Annotated in this window: 21 protein-coding genes; 12 read left to right on the top strand and 9 right to left on the bottom strand. The window is 72.8% G+C overall.

Features of this window, described 5'->3' with window-relative positions; translation table 11 throughout:
* The first annotated feature begins 17 nt into the window (after positions 1–17).
* From ACQP2H_RS02805 to ACQP2H_RS02840, 8 genes are all read left to right on the top strand, one after another.
* Positions 18–845 (top strand): ABC transporter permease, encoded by an 828-nt coding sequence (locus ACQP2H_RS02805; RefSeq protein WP_208565637.1) that lies wholly within the window; start codon positions 18–20, stop codon positions 843–845.
* Positions 846–1,589 carry an ABC transporter ATP-binding protein gene (locus ACQP2H_RS02810; RefSeq protein ID WP_219466164.1) on the top strand — a complete coding sequence of 248 codons (744 nt, stop codon included), beginning with the start codon at positions 846–848 and terminating at the stop codon, positions 1,587–1,589.
* On the top strand, positions 1,586–3,631 hold the full coding sequence (locus ACQP2H_RS02815) for a DUF5941 domain-containing protein (protein WP_433230870.1): 2,046 nt from the start codon (positions 1,586–1,588) through the stop codon (positions 3,629–3,631). The genes ACQP2H_RS02810 and ACQP2H_RS02815 overlap by 4 nt, the downstream gene beginning before the upstream one ends.
* 17 nt (positions 3,632–3,648) lie before the next feature.
* Positions 3,649–5,823 carry a bifunctional glycosyltransferase/CDP-glycerol:glycerophosphate glycerophosphotransferase gene (locus ACQP2H_RS02820; protein ID WP_433230873.1) on the top strand — a complete coding sequence of 725 codons (2,175 nt, stop codon included), beginning with the start codon at positions 3,649–3,651 and terminating at the stop codon, positions 5,821–5,823.
* Between the two features lie 131 nt (positions 5,824–5,954).
* Positions 5,955–7,259: an ABC transporter ATP-binding protein gene (locus ACQP2H_RS02825; protein WP_219466170.1), complete on the top strand. Its 1,305-nt coding sequence runs from the start codon at positions 5,955–5,957 to the stop codon at positions 7,257–7,259.
* Positions 7,260–7,488: 229 nt separating this feature from the next.
* Positions 7,489–7,956, top strand: coding sequence for a DUF4442 domain-containing protein (locus tag ACQP2H_RS02830; RefSeq protein ID WP_363820618.1), 468 nt, complete (start codon positions 7,489–7,491; stop codon positions 7,954–7,956).
* A 49-nt stretch (positions 7,957–8,005) separates the two neighbouring features.
* A complete protein-coding gene (locus tag ACQP2H_RS02835) occupies positions 8,006–8,755 on the top strand; it encodes a beta-phosphoglucomutase family hydrolase (RefSeq protein ID WP_219466175.1) in 750 nt (249 codons plus the stop codon).
* The gene (locus ACQP2H_RS02840; protein WP_219466178.1) at positions 8,752–11,124 is read left to right on the top strand and encodes a glycoside hydrolase family 65 protein; all 2,373 of its coding nucleotides are present in this window, start codon (positions 8,752–8,754) and stop codon (positions 11,122–11,124) included. The genes ACQP2H_RS02835 and ACQP2H_RS02840 overlap by 4 nt, the downstream gene beginning before the upstream one ends.
* A gap of 159 nt (positions 11,125–11,283) precedes the next feature.
* On the opposite strand, the gene ACQP2H_RS02845 is transcribed toward ACQP2H_RS02840, so the two are convergent.
* The 3 genes from ACQP2H_RS02845 to ACQP2H_RS02855 all read right to left on the bottom strand — a co-directional run bounded on the left by ACQP2H_RS02845 (position 11,284) and on the right by ACQP2H_RS02855 (position 12,404).
* Positions 11,284–11,514, bottom strand: coding sequence for a hypothetical protein (locus tag ACQP2H_RS02845; protein WP_433230877.1), 231 nt, complete (start codon positions 11,512–11,514; stop codon positions 11,284–11,286).
* Positions 11,515–11,694: 180 nt separating this feature from the next.
* A complete protein-coding gene (locus ACQP2H_RS02850; RefSeq protein WP_279632642.1) occupies positions 11,695–12,042 on the bottom strand; it encodes a thioredoxin family protein in 348 nt (115 codons plus the stop codon).
* Positions 12,012–12,404, bottom strand: coding sequence for a MerR family transcriptional regulator (locus tag ACQP2H_RS02855; protein WP_433230880.1), 393 nt, complete (start codon positions 12,402–12,404; stop codon positions 12,012–12,014). The genes ACQP2H_RS02850 and ACQP2H_RS02855 overlap by 31 nt, the downstream gene beginning before the upstream one ends.
* 153 nt (positions 12,405–12,557) lie before the next feature.
* On the opposite strand from ACQP2H_RS02855, the gene ACQP2H_RS02860 reads away from it, so the two are divergent.
* Positions 12,558–13,214 carry a dienelactone hydrolase family protein gene (locus ACQP2H_RS02860; RefSeq protein WP_219466191.1) on the top strand — a complete coding sequence of 219 codons (657 nt, stop codon included), beginning with the start codon at positions 12,558–12,560 and terminating at the stop codon, positions 13,212–13,214.
* Between the two features lie 147 nt (positions 13,215–13,361).
* On the opposite strand, the gene ACQP2H_RS02865 is transcribed toward ACQP2H_RS02860, so the two are convergent.
* The gene (locus ACQP2H_RS02865) at positions 13,362–14,531 is read right to left on the bottom strand and encodes an AI-2E family transporter (protein ID WP_308290988.1); all 1,170 of its coding nucleotides are present in this window, start codon (positions 14,529–14,531) and stop codon (positions 13,362–13,364) included.
* A gap of 323 nt (positions 14,532–14,854) precedes the next feature.
* Between ACQP2H_RS02865 and ACQP2H_RS02870 the strand changes: the two genes are divergently transcribed.
* The 3 genes from ACQP2H_RS02870 (at position 14,855) to ACQP2H_RS02880 (ending at position 16,679) form a co-directional block, all read left to right on the top strand.
* On the top strand, positions 14,855–15,037 hold the full coding sequence (locus tag ACQP2H_RS02870) for an antitoxin (protein ID WP_219466194.1): 183 nt from the start codon (positions 14,855–14,857) through the stop codon (positions 15,035–15,037).
* Between the two features lie 184 nt (positions 15,038–15,221).
* Positions 15,222–16,430 carry a cytochrome P450 gene (locus tag ACQP2H_RS02875; protein WP_219466206.1) on the top strand — a complete coding sequence of 403 codons (1,209 nt, stop codon included), beginning with the start codon at positions 15,222–15,224 and terminating at the stop codon, positions 16,428–16,430.
* Positions 16,431–16,448: 18 nt separating this feature from the next.
* The gene (locus tag ACQP2H_RS02880) at positions 16,449–16,679 is read left to right on the top strand and encodes a ferredoxin (RefSeq protein ID WP_208565648.1); all 231 of its coding nucleotides are present in this window, start codon (positions 16,449–16,451) and stop codon (positions 16,677–16,679) included.
* Between the two features lie 52 nt (positions 16,680–16,731).
* Here ACQP2H_RS02880 and ACQP2H_RS02885 read toward each other — a convergent pair whose 3' ends face one another.
* The 5 genes from ACQP2H_RS02885 to ACQP2H_RS02905 all read right to left on the bottom strand — a co-directional run bounded on the left by ACQP2H_RS02885 (position 16,732) and on the right by ACQP2H_RS02905 (position 19,790).
* A complete protein-coding gene (locus ACQP2H_RS02885; protein ID WP_433230885.1) occupies positions 16,732–17,334 on the bottom strand; it encodes a hemerythrin domain-containing protein in 603 nt (200 codons plus the stop codon).
* 218 nt (positions 17,335–17,552) lie between these two features.
* On the bottom strand, positions 17,553–17,978 hold the full coding sequence (locus ACQP2H_RS02890; protein WP_219466212.1) for a TIGR03618 family F420-dependent PPOX class oxidoreductase: 426 nt from the start codon (positions 17,976–17,978) through the stop codon (positions 17,553–17,555).
* Positions 17,979–18,024: 46 nt separating this feature from the next.
* Positions 18,025–18,387: a YkvA family protein gene (locus ACQP2H_RS02895; protein WP_357025532.1), complete on the bottom strand. Its 363-nt coding sequence runs from the start codon at positions 18,385–18,387 to the stop codon at positions 18,025–18,027.
* A 78-nt stretch (positions 18,388–18,465) separates the two neighbouring features.
* A complete protein-coding gene (locus ACQP2H_RS02900) occupies positions 18,466–19,263 on the bottom strand; it encodes a hypothetical protein (protein ID WP_357533185.1) in 798 nt (265 codons plus the stop codon).
* A 152-nt stretch (positions 19,264–19,415) separates the two neighbouring features.
* A complete protein-coding gene (locus tag ACQP2H_RS02905) occupies positions 19,416–19,790 on the bottom strand; it encodes a hypothetical protein (protein ID WP_357533187.1) in 375 nt (124 codons plus the stop codon).
* Between the last annotated feature and the right edge of the window lie 230 nt (positions 19,791–20,020).

Genomic DNA, 20,020 nt, shown 5'->3' on the forward strand with positions numbered 1-20,020 from the left:
TCAGGCGGGAGGCGACGGTGACCGCAGGCGTCACGGCGTTGTGGTCGCACCGCAACTCGCTGCGCATCCTGGTCAGACGCGATCTCGCGGTGAAATACCAGCAGTCCGTGCTCGGTTACTTCTGGTCGCTGATCGAGCCGCTGGGGATGGGCGCGATCTACTTCTTCGTCTTCGGGGTGCTCTACTCCGGGCCGACCAACCGGCACCTCGGCGAGGCCGCCGGGTCGTACCCGCTGTTCCTGATCACCGGCATCTTCGCCTGGATGTGGACCAGTTCGGCGTTGAGCGAGGCGACCAATGCGCTGACCGGGCAGTCCCGCCTGATCACCACGATGAACCTACCCCGGCAGGTCTTCCCGATCGGCCGGGTCACCGGCCGGTTCGCCGAGTACGTCGCGGGCCTGCCGATCCTGCTGGCCGTCGCCGCCGTCTACGCCGTACACGGCCGGATCGAGCTGGGCTGGTCGCTGCTGAGCCTGCCGCTGGCCGTCGCCGTGCAGGGCACCCTGCTGGTCGGGCTGGCCCTGCTGCTGTCGGCGGTCAACGTGTTGATGCGCGACGTGGAACGGTTCATGCGGCTGGTCATCCGGGTGCTGTTCTACGCCACCCCGATCATCTATCCGTTGAGCCTGGTCCGGGAGTCCGGCATGCCGGCCTGGGTGAAGGTGGCGTACGAGCTGAACCCGCTGGTCGGCATCTTCCAGCTCCAGCACGCCATCTGGTACCCGGACGAGTTCCCGGACGCCCGGCTGCTGACCACCACGATCGCCGGCAGCCTGCTGGTGCTGGTGGCCGGCTGGTGGGCGTTCCGCAAGCTCGAACCGGCCGTGCTGAAGGAACTCTAGGTGCCGCCGATCATCGAGGCGCAGGGTCTCGGCATCCGTTTCGTCCGCAACCGGCGTCGGCAGTTGCGGCTGCGGGAGTTGTTCATCCACCGGGGCGGCCGGGCCACCACCGCCGGTCAGTTCTGGCCGCTGCGGGACGTCTCGTTCACCGTCGCGCCGGGCGACACGCTCGGTGTGATCGGGCGTAACGGCACCGGCAAGAGCACCCTGCTGCGGCTGATCGCGGGGGTGCTGATCCCCGACGAGGGGCGGATCACCGTCCGGGGTGACGTCGCGCCGCTGCTGGAACTCTCCGCCGGGTTCTCCAACGACCTGACCGGTCGGGAGAACCTCTATCTGGTCGGCGGGCTGCACGGACTGTCCCCGGGCTACCTGCGGCGACACTTCGACGACATCGTGTCGTTCGCCGGTGAGCAGGTGGAACGGGCCATCGACACGTCGGTGCGGCACTACTCGTCGGGGATGAAGGTCCGGCTCGGGTTCGCGATCATCTCGCACCTGCCGCACCCGATCCTGCTGATGGACGAGGTGACCGCGGTGGGCGACGCGGAGTTCCGCCGGAAGTGTTATTCGACGATCGACCGACTGCTCGCGGAGGGGCGCACCTTGGTGCTGGTGTCACACAACGAGAAGGATCTGACCCGGTTCTGCCGTCGGGGGCTCTACCTCGACGGCGGGCGGTTGACCGTGGACGGGACGGTCGCGGAGGCGCTCGACGCGTACCACGCCGCGGTGCCGAGGTGACCCTGGCGATCGTGCTCGCCGCCGGTGCGCCGGCCGCGGGCCCCCCCACCGGCGCGGGCGTACCCCTGGCCGACCGGCTCGCCGACCAGTTGCGCCGGGCCGGGGCGGACCGGGTGCACACCGTCGCCGGTCTCGCCGAGCTGGCCGCCCTGGTCGACACCGTCACCGGTCCGGTGCTGGTCACCGGGGGCGACCTGGTCGCGCACACGGCCGTACTGCGGCATCTGGTGACCAGCCCGGTCGGCCCGACGGTGGCCCTGGTGCTCACCGACGCGCCGGCCGCCGGTCAGACGGTGGTCCGCGAGGAACGCGGCCAGGTGGTCGACGCGGGCCCGGAGCTGGCCGACGCCACCGGCGTCTTCGGCGGCGCGGTGCGGGTCGGGGCGGACGACCTGCCGACCCTGGCCGCCGCGGCCCGCGCCGCCGCCGGCCCGGCGTCGCCGCAGGCCGTCCACGGCCCGCAGGCCGCCGATGGCCGGGTGGCGGGGCAGGCCGCCCACGGCCCGGTAGCGGGGGGCGTGGCCGGTGCCGCCGTGGACCGGCTGTTCGCGGCGCTCACCGACCTCGGCACCCTGACCTTCGCCCACCGGGTACGCCTGCTCGTGGCGCACCGGGTCACCGACCCGGCCGGCCTGGCCGCCGCCGAGGCGGCCCTGGCCGGGGTGGACGAGGACCGGGCGGAGCTGCGGCTGTCGGTGAAGGAACGCGACGACTTCTTCACCACCTACTTCGTCAGCACCTGGTCGCCGTACGTGACGAAGGCGTGTGCCCGGCTGGGTCTGACGCCGACCGGGGTCACCATGATCTCGGTGTTGTTCGCGGTGGTCGCGGCGGTGCTCTTCGGCGCGGGTGGCCGGGTCGCCCTGGTGGCCGGCGCGGTGCTGCTCTACCTGGGTTTCGTGCTCGACTGCGTGGACGGGCAGTTGGCCCGGTACACCAGGCACTTCAGCGCCTGGGGCGGCTGGCTGGACACGATGGCCGACCGGGCGAAGGAGTACCTGGTCTACGCCGGGCTGGGCTACGGCGCGACGCACGCCGGGTTCCGTTACGGCTGGGCGTTGGCGATCGCCGCGATGACGTTGCAGACCGTCCGGCACATGACCGACGCCTGGTACGGGGTGCTGCACGACGAGGCGGCCCGGCGACCCCGCCCGGCCACCCCGACCGCCGGGGGGATCGGCGGGAAGCTGAACGCCGCCTCGACCCGGGTGCAGGCGGACACCGGCTCGGTGTCGTACTGGCTGAAGCGGACGGTGGTCTTCCCGATCGGTGAGCGGTGGGCGTTGATCGCGGTCACCGCCGCGCTGTTCGGGCCGCTGGTCAGCCTGGTCTCGGTGCTGGTGTGGGGGGTGCTGGCGTTCGGTTACACGGGCGCGTTGCGGACCTTGCGGGCGCGCTGGATGTGGGTGCCGGTGCTGGACACGGTCGACGCGACGTTGCACCGTGACGACGGGCCGGTGGCGGCCCGGTTGCCGGTGGTCCGCCCGATGGGCCCGTTGACCCTGGCGGTGCTCGGGGTGCTCGGGCCGGCGGTGCTGCTGGTGGTGGGGTTGTTCCGGGCGGCCGGCGACGGTGATCCGGGCGGTCTGCGCTGGTGGCTGCCGGTGGCGCTGCTGGTGTTGCTGGTGGCCGGGTTGGGTGCGGGTGCGGCGCACAACGGGCCGCTGGACTGGCTGGTGCCGGCGGCGTTGCGGGCCGGCGAGTACCTGTTCGCCGCCGTGGTCGGGGTGGTCGGCGGGGTGCCGGCGTGGCTGCTCTTCGGGTACGTCTTCGTGCTGACCGTGCACCACTACGACCTGACCGCCCGGTTGGAGAAGCGGCAGGTGGCCCCGCCCCTGCACCGGTGGACGCTGGGCTGGGAGGGGCGTTCGGTGCTGTTGGCGGTGGCGGCGATCGCCGGATTTGCCAGCCCTGTAATGGCTACACTCGGTGCGTACCTTCTGCTGGTGTTCGTGGCAAGTGTCGTGCTGGCCTGGGTCGTCCTGCCGGCCCGCGCGAGCCGGGCGGCGGCCGTACCCGTGCGGGGTGGTTCGCCGGGCTGACGACAGGGGCGGGGCGGATGACGCTGATCAGCTTCGTCGTACCGGCCTTCCGGGTGCAGGGTTACCTGCGCGAATGCCTGGACTCGCTGCTCGGCCAGCCGGTGCGGGACATCGAGGTGATCGGGGTCGACGACGGCTCCCCGGACACCTGCGGCGACATCCTCGACGAGTACACCACCCGTGACCCCCGGGTCCGGGCGCTCCGCCTGCCACGCAACGTGGGGCTCGGTCCGGCCCGCAACGCCGGGCTGGACCGGGCCACCGGCGAGTACGTCTGGTTCCTCGACGGCGACGACTGGCTCGCCCCCGACTGCCTGCCCGAGGTCGCCGACCGGCTCACCGCCACCCGTCCGGACGTGCTGCTGGTCGACCACGTCCGGGTGCACTGGGACGAGCGGGCCACCCGCAGCGCCCTGTCGGAGGTGTTTCCCGAACCGCCAGGCGCGGCGACGTTCCGCCTGGCGGAGCGGCCGGAGGCGCTGCGCCTGCTGCACACCGCCTGGAACCGGCTGGTCCGCCGGGAGTTCCTCACCGGCCTCGGGCTGCGTTTCGCCCCCGGCTGGTACGAGGACGTCGCGTTCAGCTACCCGGTGCTGCTGGCCGCCGGGCGGATCGGGGTGCTCGACCGGGTCTGCGTCAACTACCGGCAGCGCCGGGCCGGTGCGATCACCCGGACCCTCGACGACCGGCACTTCGAGGTCTTCGACCAGTGGCACCGGGTGTTCGGGTTCCTCGACGAGCGGCCCGACCTGGCTGAGCTGCGACCGGTGGTCTTCGAACGGATGATCTGGCACTACCTGACCGTGCTCGGCAACGGCGACCGGATCGCCCCGCAGCTGCGGCCGGCGTTCTTCCAGCGGATCACCGCCGACCACCGGCGGTTCCGACCCACCGGAGGCTATCCGGTGCCGGACGGGTGGGACGGGCTCAAGCACCGGCTGGTCGCCGCCGGCAGGTGGCGGACGTTCAGCGCGCTGCGTACCGCCAACCAGGCCCGGGAGGTCGCCCGCAGCGCCGGTCGGCGGGCCCGGCCGGTGGCCCGGCGCACCGCCCGGCTGGCCCGGGACGCGCTGCTGCACGAGTGCTACCGGGCCGAGATGCGCCGGCCGATCGACCCGACGCTGGCCGTCTACGCCGCCTACTGGTACCGGGGTTACGCCTGCAACCCGGCGGCGGTGCACGCCGCCGCCCGCCGGCTCGCCCCGCAGGTACGCGGGGTGTGGATCGTCCGTCGGGACCGGATCGACACCCTCCCGCCCGGCACCGAGTACGTCGTGGCCGGCACCCTCGACTGTCAGCGGGTGCTGGCGCGGGCCCGTTGGCTGGTCAACAACGTCAACTTCCCGGACTTCGTGCGTAAGCGCCCCGGTCAGGTGCACGTGCAGACCCACCACGGCACCCCGGTCAAGGTGATGGGGCTGGACCAGCAGCGGTACCCGCTCGGTGCGGTCGGGATGGACTTCGCGGGGCTGCTGCGCCGGGTGGAGCGTTGGGACTACAGCGTCAGCTCCAACGCGTTCTCCACCCAGATGTGGGACCGCGCCTATCCGGCGGACTACGTCCGGCTGGAGGTGGGCTACCCGCGCAACGACCGGCTGGTCACCGCCACCACCGAGGAGGTGGCTGCGGTGCGGGCCCGGCTCGGCGTCACCCCGGACGAGCGGGTGGTGCTCTACGCGCCGACCCACCGGGAGCACCTGCCCGGTTACCGGCCGCCGTTCGACCCGTACCGGCTGCTGGAGGTGCTCGGGCCGGCCGGGCGGTTGCTGGTGCGCAGCCACTACTTCCACGACCGGCAGGGCCGGGCCCGGCGGCGGGCCGGGGGTCGGGTGGTCGACGTCAGTGACGTCGCCAGCGTGGAGGACCTCTATCTGGCGGCCGACGTGCTGGTCACCGACTACTCGTCGGCGATGTTCGACTACGCGGTGCTGGACCGGCCGATCGTCATCTACGCCCCGGACCACGACGCCTACCGGCTGGCCCGGGGGGTCTACTTCGACGTCACCGCCGAGCCGCCGGGGGAGGTCGCGCTGACCTTCGACGAGCTGTGTGCGGTCTTCCGTTGCGGCGCGGTGACCGGGGAGTCGGCCGAGCGGGCGCGGCAGGCGTTCCGGGAGCGGTTCTGCGGTTGGGACGACGGGCACGCGGCGGAGCGGGTGGTCCGCCGGGTCTTCCTGGGGGAACCTGGGTGATCCGGGCGGATCGCCGTACTGGCCCGTAATAGGGCTGTCATCAGTCGAACATGGCACGTTTACCCGATGTGCTAACCCGATGATGCTCGTCACAGTCAACCCGGGGTTCGGCCAAGCTGGGGGAGGAGACGGTGACCACCGTCGCGTTGAAGGACGTCACAAAGGTATTCCCGGATGGGACAGTTGCCGTCGACAACGTCAGTCTCGACGTCGTCGACGGTGAGTTCATGGTGTTGCTCGGCCCGTCCGGTTGCGGAAAGTCGACCGTGCTGCGGATGATCGCGGGACTGGCGGAGCCGACCACCGGCGCGGTGATGCTCGACGGTGAGGTCGCCAACGACCTGCCGCCGCGCGACCGGAAGATCGCCATGGTCTTCCAGGATTTCGCGCTCTACCCGCACATGACCGTCGGTGACAACATCGGCTTCCCGCTCAAGCTGTCCGGGGTGGAGCCGGTGCCCCGGGGCGAGCGGGTACAGGACGTGGCCAGCGCGCTCGGCATCGGCGACGTGCTCGGCCGCAAACCGAGCCAGCTCTCCGGCGGCCAACGGCAGCGGGTCGCGATGGGTCGGGCGATCGTCCGCCGGCCGGGGCTGTTCCTGATGGACGAGCCGCTGTCGAACCTCGACAGCGGGCTGCGGGCGGAGCTGCGTGCCGAGATCTCCGCGCTGACCCGCGAGCTGGGCGTCACCACCATCTACGTCACCCACGACCAGGCCGAGGCGCTGACCATGGCCGACCGGGTGGCCATCATGCGCAAGGGCGTGCTCCAGGACGTCGGCACCCCCACCCAGGTGTACGGCCGGCCGGCGACCCTCTACGTCGCCGCGTTCCTCGGCAGCCCCCGGATGAACCTGCTGGAGGCGTCGGTCTACGTCCACCTCGACCGGTACGTCACGCTCACCCTCGGTGACCAGGCGCTCTACCTGCCGTGGGACGACATCCGCAGTCGGGCCGTGGCGCACTACCACGGCGAGCGGATCGTGGTCGGGATGCGGGCCGAGGCGCTCACCCCGGTCGCCCCGGACACCCCCGGTGACGTGCTCCAGGGCCGGGTCCGTTACCTGGAGCACCACGGGCACGAGTCGCTGGCCTTCCTCGACATCGGCGCCACCGCCATCATGGTCGACGAGATGAGCGCCCCCGCTGAGGACGCCGCCCCGGGCCAGCGGGGACTGCGCCGGTTCGGCCAGGTCATGTCCCGGCTCACCGGGCGGGCCGGCGAGCCGGAGGAGGTCGAACGGACGGCCGGCGACAACCGCACCAGTGTGCTGAACGACCCCGGCCGCCACCACCGCCGCCCGGCCGAGCTGGCGGTCCGGCTGGCCCCGTACCCGGCGATCTCGGCGGGGCACCCGATGGCGGTGGCGGTCCGGATGGACGCCCTGCACTTCTTCGACGAACGCGGCGACCGCATCGACGTCGGCTGGCGCTGACCCCACCCTGCCCCCGGCGCTTCTCTGCCCCTGGCGCTGCGCGCAACTTCGTGGATGTAGTGGTCTCCGCCCGCCTGGATGCCGCTATTTCCAGGGAACTGTGTGGATCATGAGGTCGTGGCGGTCGACCGGGGCGGGGGTGCGCGTGGGTCGACCGGTTCTGGCGGGGTGGTGGTCGGGGGTCGGCAGGTGCTGGTGGGGGTTTTTACCGGCGGGTAACCTCGGGGTCATGACCATCGACTCCCGCGAGGTGGCGGCCGGGGTGCTCCGGGCCGTCCCGTTCGCCCGCACGCTCGGCTTCGAGATCGTCGAGGTCGCGCCCGAGGCCGAGGGTGGGGTCCGGGCGGTCGTCCGGCTGCCCGACTCGCCGGCCACCCACAACCACGTCGGCGGCCCGCACGCCGGGGCCATGTTCACCCTCGGCGAGACCGCCTCCGGCGCGGTGGTGATGGCCGCGTTCGGGCAGGTGCTCGACCGGGCCGTGCCGCTGGCCGTGCGGGCTGACATCGCGTACCGGCGGGTGGCGATGGGGGAGGTGCGGGCCACCGCGCGGCTCGGTCGCACCCCGGCCGAGGTGCTCGCCGAACTGGACGCCGGGCAACGCCCCGAGTTCCCGGTCGCGGTGGAGATCGGCACCGCCGACGGCACCGTCACCGCCACCATGACCGTCCTGTGGACCCTGCGCCCGCACCGCTGACCCGCGTGGCGGGGGTTTGCCCGGTGGGGGCGGTGGATAGATTCGTAGCGTGCTGGGCCTACCTGCTCATGTGACCGCCTGCCTCTTCGACCTCGACGGCGTGCTGACCCAGACCGCCAAGGTGCACAACGCCGCCTGGAAACAGACCTTCGACGACCTGCTGCGCCGGCACGCCGAGGCCGGCGGCGAACCGTTCCGGCCGTTCGATCCCGGCCCGGACTACAACCGCTACGTCGACGGGAAACCGCGCGCCGACGGGGTGCGCTCGTTCCTCGCCTCCCGGGGCATCACCCTGCCCGAGGGGAGCCCTGACGACCCGCCCGACGCGGACACCGTCAACGGCGTCGGCAACCGCAAGAACGTCGTCCTGCTGGACCGGATCCACCACGACGGCGTCGAGGCGTACCCGGGCTCGGTGGCCTACCTGAAGGCGGCCGAGCAGGCCGGGTTGCGCCGCGCGGTGGTCTCGGCCAGCGCCAACTGCCGCGACGTGGTCGCCGCCGCCGGCCTGGAACCCCTGCTGGAGGTACGCGTCGACGGGCTGGTCGCCCGCGCCGAGGGGTTGCGCGGCAAACCGCACCCGGACACCTTCCTCGCCGCCGCCGAGCTGCTCGGGGTGGCCCCCGCCGACGCGGCCGTGTTCGAGGACGCGCTGGCCGGGGTGGCCGCCGGGCGGGCCGGTGGCTTCGGGCACGTGATCGGGGTGGACCGGGCCGGCCAGGCCGACGAGCTGCGCGCCCACGGCGCCGACGTGGTCGTCACCGACCTCGCCGACCTGCTGACCGGGCCGGCCGCATGATCCGGGAACGCGCCTATCCGGTCGAGCCGTGGCACATCCGGGAGACCCGCCTCGACATGGACGTGCTGGCCCAGTCCGAGTCGGTGTTCGCGCTCTCCAACGGTCACATCGGGCTGCGGGGCAACCTCGACGAGGGTGAGCCGCACGGCCTGCCCGGCACCTACCTCAACTCGTTCTACGAGCTGCGTCCGCTGCCGTACGCGGAGGCCGGGTTCGGGTTCCCCGAGTCGGGGCAGACCATCGTCAACGTCACCAACGGCAAGCTGATCCGGCTGCTCGTCGACGACGAACCCCTCGACCTGCGCTACGGCGAGCTGCTCAGCCATGAACGGGTCCTCGACCTGCGGGCCGGCACCCTGCACCGGGAGATGCACTGGCGCTCGCCCGCCGGCCGGGAGGTGAAGGTCCGCAGCACCCGGCTGGTCTCCTTCACCCAACGGTCGGTCGCCGCGATCCACTACGAGGTGGAGGCGGTCAGCGGCCCGCTGCGGCTCATCCTCCAGTCCGAGCTGGTCGCCAACGAGAACCTGCCGGCGCAGAGCCGCGACCCCCGGGTCGCCGCCGTGCTGGAGTCGCCGTTGCAGGCCGAGGAGGAGCTGACCACCGACGACGGCGGGCTGCTCATCCACCGCACCAAGGTCAGCGGGCTGCGGGTGGCCGCCGGGATGGGCCACGACGTGGACGCCCCGGGCAAGACCACCATCGAGTCCGAGGGGTACGAGGACTGGGTCCGGACCACCATCGGCTGCGTGCTCCAACCCGGCGAGACGATGCGGGTGGTCAAGTTCTTCGCGTACGGCTGGTCCAGCCGACGCTCGCTGCCCGCCCTGCGCGACCAGGTCGGCGCGGCGTTGGCCGCCGCCCGGCTGACCGGCTGGGACGGGCTGCACCGGGAACAGCGCGAATATCTCGACGGGTTCTGGGACGCCGCCGACGTCCGGGTCGAGGGGGACCCGGAGGTGCAGCAGGCGGTCCGGTTCGGACTGTTCCACGTGCTCCAGGCCGGTGCGCGGGCCGAACGCCGGCCGATCTCCGCCAAGGGGCTCACCGGCCCGGGCTACGACGGGCACGCGTTCTGGGACACCGAGATGTTCGTCCTGCCGGTGTTGACGTACACCCAGCCGGGCGCGGTCCGCGACGCCCTGTACTGGCGGCACGCCACGCTGGAGCAGGCCCGGGAGCGGGCCCGCACGTTGAACCTGGCCGGGGCGGCGTTCCCGTGGCGCACCATCGAGGGCCCGGAGTCCTCGGCGTACTGGCCGGCCGGCACCGCCGCCTTCCACATCGCCGCCGACATCGCCGACGCGTTGCGCCGCTACGTCCTGGTCACCGGTGACGATCAGCTGGAACGTGACATAGGTCTGGAACTGCTGGTGGAGACCGCCCGGCTGTGGCGCTCGCTGGGCCACCACGACCGCAACGGCCGGTTCCACCTCGACGGGGTGACCGGCCCCGACGAGTACACCGCCGTCAAGAACGACAACATCTACACCAACCTGATGGCGCAGCGGAACCTCCTCACCGCCGCCGACTGCGCGATGCGCCTGCGCGACGAGGCGCTCGACCTGGGGGTGACCGAGGAGGAGGCGGCCGAGTGGCGGGACGCCGCCCAGGCCATGCACGTCCCGTACGACGAGGACCTCGACGTGCACGAGCAGGTGGAGGGCTTCACCCGGCTCCAGGAGTGGGACTTCGCGCACACCCCGACCGAGAAGTACCCGCTGCTGCTGCACTACCCGTACTTCGACCTGTACCGCAAGCAGGTGGTCAAGCAGGCCGACCTGGTGCTGGCGATGCACTGGCGGGGGGACGCCTTCACCGACGCGCAGAAGCTGCGCAACTTTCTCTACTACGAGCGGCGTACCGTGCGCGACTCGTCCCTGTCGGCCTGCACCCAGGCGGTGCTCGCCGCCGAGGTTGGGCACCCCGAGCTGGCGCACAGCTACCTGCGGGAAGCCGCGCTGATGGACCTGCACGACCTCAACGAGAACACCCGCGACGGCGTACACATGGCGTCGTTGGCGGGGGCCTGGATCGCGTTGGTGGCCGGGTTCGGTGGGCTGCGCGACCACGACGGCGAGCTGTCGTTCGCCCCCCGGCTGTCCAGCGGGTTGAGCCGGTTGGAGTTCTCGTTGCAGTGGCGGTCGATGCGGCTGCGGGTGGACGTCCGGCCCCACCAGACGACCTACTCGCTGCGTAACGGTGGCCCCGACACGGCCCTGGAGCTGCGACACCACGGGGAGACCGTCCGGGTCACCTCCGCCGCGCCGGTCACCGTACCCGTGCCGCAGACCCACGAACGGACCCCCGCGCCGGAACAACCACCCGGCCGGGCCCCGCTGCTGCGCCTTCCGGAGTCCCGCGCCTGATCCCGTCCGGCCCGGCCCGGCCGGGTCGTGCCCGTCGACCGGTCGTGTCCGGTCGTGCCGGACCGGTTCGATCGTGGAGAGTTCTTGTCGCGGGAGCGACAAGAACTCTCCACGATCACGTGCCTGGTGCCCTCCCTCGACCCCGAAGGCCCCCGGGGCTCAGAACTGGGGGCCGTCGGAGGGGCGGCCACCGGCATCGCGCGGTGCGACCGCCCGTGGGTCGTCCGGGGTACGCGCCTGAGCCGCCTCGTCCGCCCAGTCGAGGTTGCGCTCGGCGTCCTGTTCGGGGCGTTCCTGCTCGATGGTCCGGGTCTGCTGACGTGTCTTCCGCTTGGCCATGGCGAACCTCGTGATCCGTGCGGGGCGCTGCTGCGCCGGTGCCGACGTCACGCGCGTCTTCCCGCCCGCCGCCCCCGCAAACGCCGTCCCCGCTCGCCACCGCCACCCTGCTACCGCCCGCCGACGTCGCCGGCCACCGCCATCGCCATCGCCCGCCGACGTCGCTGTGCCCCTACCACCGCCGCGCGCCGACGTCGCCGGACAGCGCCGTGGACGCCGCCGGTCCGGTGTTCAGGCGTCGAGGTGGCGGGTGAAGGCGAGCCGCAGGTGGTTCTTCGGACGGGCGCCGACGATCGAGCCGACCACCTCACCGCCGACGAACACCAGCATGGTGGGCAGCGACATCACCCCGTAGGCCCGGGCGGTGGCGGGGTTGGCGTCGGTGTCCACGGTGACCACCCGCAGCCGGTCGCCGAATTCGTCGGCCAGCTCGGCCAGGTGTCGTGAGGTCCCCACGCAGGGCGGGCACCAGTCCGCCCAGAAGTCGACCACCACCGGCCGGTCGGCGGCGAGCACCGTGTCGGCGAAGGTCGCGTCGGTGACGGCGGTCAACTGTCCCGCTGCCGTGTCCTGAGGCATGTTTCCTCCCGTTGGATGATCGCCTGGGTGAGTTGGTCGTGCAGCTGCCGCCGTACCGTGCCCAGCCGGTCGAGGTAGGCGTCCACCTCGGCCAGCTTGCGACGCAGCACGGCGACCGAGTCGGGGCAGACGTCCCCGGAGGCGTGGCCGGCCCGCAGGCAGGCCACGAACGGCCGGATGTCGTCGAGGCCGAAGCCGACCGCCAGCAGCGCCCGGATCTCGTGCACCACCCGCAGCTCCGCCTCGTCGTACACCCGGTAGCCGTTGGCCGAGCGGCGTGGCCGGACCAGCCCGCGCGTCTCGTAGTACCGCAGCGTGCGGGTGCTCGTTCCGGCCCGTTCCGCCAGCTCACCGATCAGCATCCGACCTCCTCGGCGGAGTTCCTGGCGTCACGCTAGACCTTGTCGCCGGTGTCAAGGCAACGGGCAGACGCGGCGCGGGTGAGAGTGGCACGGGTGAGAGCGGTCGCCGGGCGGGTAACCGCCACCGACCGCACGGCGGAAAGGAGCAACACCATGGGGGTACGCGCCGAGGCGACGGTGCCGCTGCGGGACGCCCGGTTGCCGGCCGACGTCGACGGGCCGGACGACGCGGTGGGAGTGGTGCTCTTCGCCCACGGCAGCGGCAGCTCCCGGCACAGCCCACGTAACGTGGCGGTGGCCCGTGTGCTGCAACGCCGGAGGCTGGTGACGGTGCTGGTGGACCTGCTCACCGCCGAGGAGGATGCGGTCGACGCCCGTACCGCCGAGCTGCGCTTCGACATCGAACTGCTGGCCGGTCGGCTCGCCGGGATCGTCGACTGGCTCGCTGCCGAACCGGCGCTGGGCCGGCTGCCGGTCGGCCTGTTCGGGGCGAGCACCGGTGCGGCCGCCGCCCTGGTGGCCGCCGCCGCACGTCCGCAGCGGGTCGCCGCAGTGGTGTCTCGGGGTGGTCGACCCGACCTGGCCGGGCCGGCCCTGGCCGGGGTACGTGCGCCGACGTTGCTGCTGGTGGGCGGCCTCGACGAGCAGGTGATCACGCTGAACGAACAGGCCGCCGGGCTGCTGACCGGCCCGCACGAGTTCCGGGTGGTGCCCGGTGCCACCCACCTGTTCGAGGAACCGGGCACCCTGGACGAGGTCGCCGACGCCGCAGCCGACTGGTTCAGCCGCCACCTCCCTGTCCCGGCCTGACCGCTCCCACCGTGACGATCCTGGGTGGCTGTACCGCTGACGATCGTGCTCGATCCATGGTGCGGCGGGCTCGGATCAGGCGGAAGCCGCTACGACACGGATCGAGCACGATCGTGGCCCGACGGTGTGGGGTGCCGGATCGGTGGGTCAGGCGGGGGTGGCGGGTGACTCGTCGTCGTGGCGGTGGTGCGGGCGGTCTTCCGGCGGGGCCGACGCGACCTGCTCCCGGTGCCGTTGGACGGTGTCGACCACCCGGTAGGCGACCGCCGCGATCGGCACCGAGACGAACGCCCCCGCGATGCCGGCGATCAGGGTGCCCGCCGTGACCACCACCAGGATCACCGCCGGGTGCAGCTGCACCTGCCGCTTCATGACCAACGGCTCCAGCAGGTTGCCCTCGATCTGCTGGACGGCGATCACCGCAGCCAGCACCAGCAGCGCCGTGGTCGGACCGTTGGCGGCCAGCGCCACCAGCACGGCGACCGCGCCGGCGACCGTCGCCCCGATGATCGGTACGAAGCCGCCGAGGAACGTGATCAGCGCCAGCGGCAGCGCCAACGGCACCCCGAGCAGCACCAGCGCCAGCCCGATGCCGAGCGCGTCGATGGCCGCGATGAGCATCGTGCCCCGGCTGTACGCGCCGAGGGTGCGCCAACCGGCCCGACCGGCCTCGGCGGTCACCGCCCGGTTCGGGCCGGTCATCCGACGCAGCACCCAGTGCCACATCGACCGGCCGTCCTTCAACAGGAAGAACAGCAGTACCAGGGCGAGTAGGGCGGAGCCGACCGCCTCGGCCGCCGTACGGGCCCCGCCGACCGGGTCCGGGGCGCTGCCACCCAGGCCGTCGCGGACCTGCTGGACCAGCTTGTCGAGTTGGGCGTCACTGACCGGCAGGGTCCCGGTGACGAAGTCGCGGGAGCGTTGCAGGCCCTCGTCGAGCTGCTGGCTCAGCTCCCCGAACTGGGCGGCGGTCAGGTTCCACACCAGCACCCCCACCCCGACCAGCACCCCGAGCAGCAGCAGGACGCTCAGCAGCGCGGCGAGCGCGGCCGGTACCCGCAGCCGGCGCAGGGCCAACAGCACCGGGTCGAGCAGCGCGGTGAGGAAGAAGGTGACCGCCACCGCGATCGCCAGCGGCGCGAGCAGCACCGCCACCTTCCCCAGCAGGTAGCACCCGAACACCACGACCACCAGGCAGGCGCTCCAGACCACCGCCGTGCGGACCAGCCAGGGCAGCGCCGCCCAGGCCTGCCGTGGGCTGGGGCGGGCACCCGCAGCCGTCACTTCGGGCGTACGCCCGGTACCGTCCTCGACCACGTCGGATCCTCCTCGGTCTCGGCGGGGTCGATACCCGACCCGGTCGGCCGCGACACCCGGTGGCTCAACGTCGTGCCGACCGGTGGGTTCCGCTCAGGACGGTCGCACCCGGTCGGCCACGCCCAGCAAGGGTGACGCCGGCACGCTGTCGCCGCACGGTGCCGTCCGGACTGTCCTGTCGCGCCGCTCAGCGGGGGTGTCGTGCCGGTCCCTGGTGGTGCGGTCGACCCGCCGGGCGCTGTGGTCCGCCCGCTGCCGCCGCGCTGCGGTGTTTGTGCCCGGGCGGACGGGGAACGCAACAGGCCGACGACGAGGAGGACACCATGAGCGACTTCATGAACAAGGTCAAGGATTTCGCCGACAAGCACGACAAGCAGGTCGACCAGGGCCTGGACAAGGCCGGCGACTTCGCCGACGAGCGGACCGGCGGCAAGCACGACGAGCAGATCGACAAGGGTGTCGACGCGATCCAGGCGCGCACCGGTGAGGGCGACCAGGGTCGCTGAGCCGTTCCCAATGCCGGGTCACCCGTTCGGGTGGTCCGGCATTGTCGTGTCAATAGCTGCTCACCTCTGGTAACCATCGACGAGGCTCGCTACTATCCGCAGTCGGGGCATGACTCACCGTTGAGTCGTGTGGAGTGGACCGGCACGCGGCACTGCGGGCCGTCGACGAGAGGGAGCATCCCCGGTGACCGACACAACGCACGCCACGATCGCCCGGCCCTACCCGTTCAGCGATCCGCACCGGCTCGACGTCGACCCCCGTTACGCCGGGCTGCGCCGCGACGAACCGCTGATCCGGGTCCAACTCCCGTTCGGTGAGCCGGCCTGGCTGGCCACCCGGCACGCGGACGTACGAGCCGTGCTGGGTGACCTCCGGTTCAGCCGGGCCGCCGCCGTCGGGCGGGACGAGCCGCGCAGCAGCCCCTACCAGCGGGAGGCCGGCATCCTTGGGATGGACCCGCCCGAGCACAGCCGGCTGCGCCGGTTGGCGGCGAAGGCGTTCACCGCCCGACGGGTCGAGGAACTCCGCCCGCGGACCCGGGAACTGGCCGAGGACCTGGTGGCCGGGATGATCGCCGCAGGGTCGCCGGCCGATCTGGTCAGCCATGTCGCGACCCCGCTGCCGATCCGGGTCATCTGCGATCTGCTGGGCGTGCCGGTCAGTGACCAGGACCGTTTCCACACCTGGTCGGAGGCGATCGTGTCGACCACGTCCCTGCGACCGGAGGTGGCGCAGAGCTACATCGACAACCTGCTGTCGTACATGGCGGGGCTGATCGCCCAGCGGCGGGTGACCCCCACCGACGACCTGATCGGGGCGATGGTCCGGGCCCGCGACGACAACGCCGACCGACTCACCGAGGACGAGATGGTACGCCTGGCGGCGGGCCTGCTGGCCGCCGGCCACGAGACCACCGTGACCCAGATCCCCAACCTGGTCTACGTCCTGCTCACCGAGCCGGACGTCTGGCAGCGGCTGTGCGCCGAACCGGCCCTGGTGCCGTCCGCCGTGGAGGAACTGCTGCGCTTCATCCCACTCGGTGCCACCGCCGCGTTCGCCCGGTACGCCCTGGAGGACGTCGAACTCGGTGGGGTGCTGGTCCGGGCCGGTGAACCGGTGCTGGTCTCCATCCCCTCGGCCAACCGGGACGAGAGCGTCTTCCCCGACGCCGACCGGCTGGACCTCGACCGAAAGGTGAACCCGCACCTCGCCTTCGGGCACGGCCCGCACCACTGCATCGGGGCCCAACTGGCCCGGATGGAACTCCAGGTGGTCCTGGAGACCCTGCTGGCCCGTACCCCGGGCCTGCGGTTGGCGGTGCCCGAGTCGGCACTGACCTGGAAGAGCGGCCTGCTGGTCCGGGGCCTGACGGCGTTGCCCGTCACCTGGTGACGGAAGGACGGAGGACAGATGGGGGAGCACGGCTGGCGGGTGCACGTGGACCCGACCCGGTGCATCGGGGCAGGAATCTGCGCGGGCTACGCCCCGGCCCACTTCGTGCTGGTCGACGGATTGTCCCGGCCGCTGGCCGAACGGATCGATCCGGCGGACGCGGTGCTGGATGCCGCCGAGTCCTGCCCGATGGAGGCGATCGTGGTGTCCGACGCGGCCGACGACAGCCGGATCGCCCCGGGCGCCTGAGCGGGTGGTGGCCGGCCCCGGCGGGGTACCCGGAGACGGCCACCACCCCCGCTCAACCCTGCTGGTCGTGCAGCTCTGCCCTGGTGGTGGGCCGCCCGCTCAGCGCGTCCCTGATCCGGTCGACCAGGCCGGCACCGGGATTGAGCAGCCGGTTCGCCGGTGGATGGTCCGGGGCACCGGGGTGCGGGCGGGTCGGCAGGTGTCCCTTCGCCGCCTGAACCCGGTCGGCCAGTTCGACCAGCTCCTCGTGGGCGACGGCGGCCCGCAGCCGGGGAAAGAGCTCAGCCTCCTCCTCTTTCACGTGGTGCCGGATGCTCTTCGTCAGGTGGCTGATCAGCGGCTCGAAGCGGGCGTCGGACGGGTCCAGCGGCTCCAGCTCCTTCAGCGTCCGTTCGGCCACGGCGTGCTCGGCGATCTCGTGTTCGGCGAGCTGGTCGCCGTCGGGCAACGCCCGGCGGGCGGTCGGGTAGACGTACATCTCCTCGGCGACCGCGTGCCGGACCAACTCGGCGATCAGCACGTCGGCCAGCCGGCGACGGTGCTCGGCGCTGCCCTGTCGGCTCTCCAGCTCCACGAAGATCGTCTCGATCTCGTGGTGGTCGGCGGTCAGGACGTCCACGACATCCTGACCCGTGGTGGCCTGTGCGTTGCTCATCTCGGTGCCCCTTACCGGTTGCGGGCGGATCGGCTCCTGGCGGGGCCTGTACCCACCACCGGGCACCCGAACCATCACCGTCGATGAGCTGCCGGTTCCGACTTCCCGGGCCGACCCGCCGGGGACGCACCCCGGGGCCGACCTCAGGCCGGGCGACGGACGCCCGCTGCCGGTGTTGCCGCGCGGGGCCGTCCCGGCGCACGGTCGGTGGATCGGTCCTAGTCGGACGGGAGGGGCGGGAGGGAACCCAGCAGCCGGGTCACGGTGATCTCGATGACGACCCGCTCCGGGTTCGGGCGCGGCTGGCGGTAGCGCTCCGCGTACCGGCGCTCCGCCTCGGCCACCGCGTCGGGGTCCGTGCGCAGCACCGCCCGACCCTCGACGGTCAGCCACCAACGGCCGTCGAGGTGGCAGGCCGCCACCGGGACGCCGGCCGATCCGGCGGCGGCGACGTACCGGGCCTTGGCCGAACCACCGGAGGTGATCACCCGGGCCAGCCCGGCCGTCGCGTCGTAGGTCAACCCGACCGGTACGACGTGCGGCGTGCCGTCGGGACGTGGGGTGGTCAGCGTGGCCAGGTGCCGCTCCCGGCAGAAGGTGAGGACCCGCTCGTCGTGCGGGTCCAACTGGTGTCTGCCGGCCATGTCCGTTTCCCGTCCCGTGCGGGGCGTCGCCCCGGTTCAGCCCCGATCATGACATCATCCGCCCGGTCCGACCCTGGCCGGGCGGGGAGGATGAGGCGTCGGACAGGGCACCAGGTCGGCCGGGCAGCGGCGGCCCGGCGGCCCGACGGCGTTGGGCCAGGCGACCCAGGTAGATCAGCGCACCGGCCAGCACACCCATGTCGTCCAGGTAGATCGGGTCGGGCAACACGTCGACCGGCAGGATCGTGTAGATGAGCGCGCCGTAGAAGGCCACCTTGCCGCCCACGCCCAGCGTGCCGAGCAGCCGTCGGGTGCGGATGACCCGTACCGCCAGCAGGACCGCGCCGACCAGCGTCGCCAGCGCCAGGATGCCGCCGACGACCACGAGCGCCCACATCTCCCGGGACATGCCCGCAACGCTAGCCCAGCCCGGCCCGTCGCGCCGGATTCCGTCGCCGACCCGACGGGCCGACCGGTCGCGGTCGGGTCAGTAGGCGGCGACAGCGGCCCGGCCGCGTGCCACGGTGGGGTTCTCCCGGGTGGTTTCGGCCGACGGGCGCGGGCTGTCCGCCATCGGCAGCACCGACTCGGCCCGCTCCGGCCGGCGCTCCCGCGCGGCGAACGCCTCGTCCCGCAGGCTGCGCGCCGCCGCCCCGGCCAGGTCGGCAGCCCGCCACGCCGCCTGTTCCCGGGCGACCGCCGCCCGGTGCCGGGCGGCCAGGTGGTCCCGGGTGGCGCGGCGCAGCACCAGTTCCTGCTCCACGGGGTGCCGGCGCGGGTCCCAGCCGGCTCGGTGGGCGAGGGCGTCGTCGAGTTGCGCGTCCGACAGCTCGCCCCGGCGGTGTGCCTCCTCGGCGGCCCGGTGCAGCCAGCGCTCCCGGTCGGCGTACTCGGCCGGGGTCTGCCCGGTGTGCGGCAGCGGCATGGCCGCGGCGGCGGCGAGCCGACGCAGGTGCGCCTCGGCCGACTCCAGGGCCGTCCAGGCCGACTCGACCTCGTCCTGGGTGGCCAGCCACTCGGCCCGCAGCCGGCTCGCGGTGGTGCCCGCCCGGTCGGCCGCCACGGCGACCTCCTCGGCGTACCGGGTGTGCTCCCGGTCCTGTTCGGTGCGCTCCCGATCGTCGGGCAGGGCGGCGTCGCGGAACCGGCGGGCCACCGCCAGCCGGAACCGGTCGGGACGGACGACCAGGGCCGCGACGGCGACGGCCGCGACGGCGAGCAGGATCAGCCAGATTCCGGCGGCGGCGGGGACGTCGGGCAGGACGGCGGAGAAGACGGTCTGCATCACCAGCACCTCACGGTGGAACAACGATGTGGACGGACGGGGGCCCGGTCGGGGCGGGAGCTACGGGCGGCGTGTCCTCAACGGACCGGATCCGGCCGGCCCACCTCGGACCGGGGCGCGGTCGGGGACGGGGACCAGGAGGGCCGCGCCGCTCAGTGCCGGGGCGGGCCGCGCCGGCCGGTGGCGTCCCGGGCCGGGTCCGGCGTCGCCACGTCCAACCGGGCGGCTGGCCGGACCGTGGGCTCGTCGGCGGATCCGGCCGGCAGCGGCCGGCTGGGCCCGTGGGCGGGTCGCCCGGCACCGGGACGGGTCTCGGTGGACGCGTCGTCACCGGCGCAGGTGTCGGCGGGTAGCTCGGCCACCCGCGAGGTCACCACGAGCGGCTGGGCGGCAGCGGCGGCCGGGCCGCCGGTGGCGGCGAACAGCCCGCCGAGGCCGACGGTGAGCACCAGGGCGGTGACCGCCAACCGGGTCAGGTCGCGCAGCCTCGACACCCAGACGGGCCGGGTGGAAGCTGGGCGGATCACCCGTCCAACCTATCCCCACCCGGCCGTGCGCGCAGCGTCGGCGACCCGATCGGGCCAGTGACCCGGGCCACGGTGTGCCCTGTGGACGGACCGTTCCCAGCAGGGATACGCGCGCTGACCTGCTCCCGGATGCATCGACGGCGATGAGAATGCCGACAGTTTCCGTCCGGTCGGTCCGGGCAATTGGCCGGCGGCGCGACATCCTGCCGCGCCGGGACCGAACAGACCGG

The organism is Micromonospora sp. CA-248260 (assembly GCF_050942205.1).
GTDB lineage: Bacteria > Actinomycetota > Actinomycetes > Mycobacteriales > Micromonosporaceae > Micromonospora > Micromonospora antibiotica.

Excerpts from the sequence above, each read along its gene's own strand:
- ACQP2H_RS02820 (WP_433230873.1), top strand. The coding sequence starts at position 3,649 with ATGACGCTGATCAGCTTCGTCGTACCGGCCTTCCGGGTGCAGGGTTAC.
- ACQP2H_RS02830 (WP_363820618.1), top strand. The coding sequence starts at position 7,489 with ATGACCATCGACTCCCGCGAGGTGGCGGCCGGGGTGCTCCGGGCCGTC.
- ACQP2H_RS02840 (WP_219466178.1), top strand. The coding sequence starts at position 8,752 with ATGATCCGGGAACGCGCCTATCCGGTCGAGCCGTGGCACATCCGGGAG.
- ACQP2H_RS02850 (WP_279632642.1), bottom strand. The coding sequence starts at position 12,042 with ATGCCTCAGGACACGGCAGCGGGACAGTTGACCGCCGTCACCGACGCG.
- ACQP2H_RS02855 (WP_433230880.1), bottom strand. The coding sequence starts at position 12,404 with ATGCTGATCGGTGAGCTGGCGGAACGGGCCGGAACGAGCACCCGCACG.
- ACQP2H_RS02860 (WP_219466191.1), top strand. The coding sequence starts at position 12,558 with ATGGGGGTACGCGCCGAGGCGACGGTGCCGCTGCGGGACGCCCGGTTG.
- ACQP2H_RS02870 (WP_219466194.1), top strand. The coding sequence starts at position 14,855 with ATGAGCGACTTCATGAACAAGGTCAAGGATTTCGCCGACAAGCACGAC.
- ACQP2H_RS02880 (WP_208565648.1), top strand. The coding sequence starts at position 16,449 with ATGGGGGAGCACGGCTGGCGGGTGCACGTGGACCCGACCCGGTGCATC.
- ACQP2H_RS02885 (WP_433230885.1), bottom strand. The coding sequence starts at position 17,334 with ATGAGCAACGCACAGGCCACCACGGGTCAGGATGTCGTGGACGTCCTG.
- ACQP2H_RS02890 (WP_219466212.1), bottom strand. The coding sequence starts at position 17,978 with ATGGCCGGCAGACACCAGTTGGACCCGCACGACGAGCGGGTCCTCACC.
- ACQP2H_RS02895 (WP_357025532.1), bottom strand. The coding sequence starts at position 18,387 with ATGTCCCGGGAGATGTGGGCGCTCGTGGTCGTCGGCGGCATCCTGGCG.
- ACQP2H_RS02900 (WP_357533185.1), bottom strand. The coding sequence starts at position 19,263 with ATGCAGACCGTCTTCTCCGCCGTCCTGCCCGACGTCCCCGCCGCCGCC.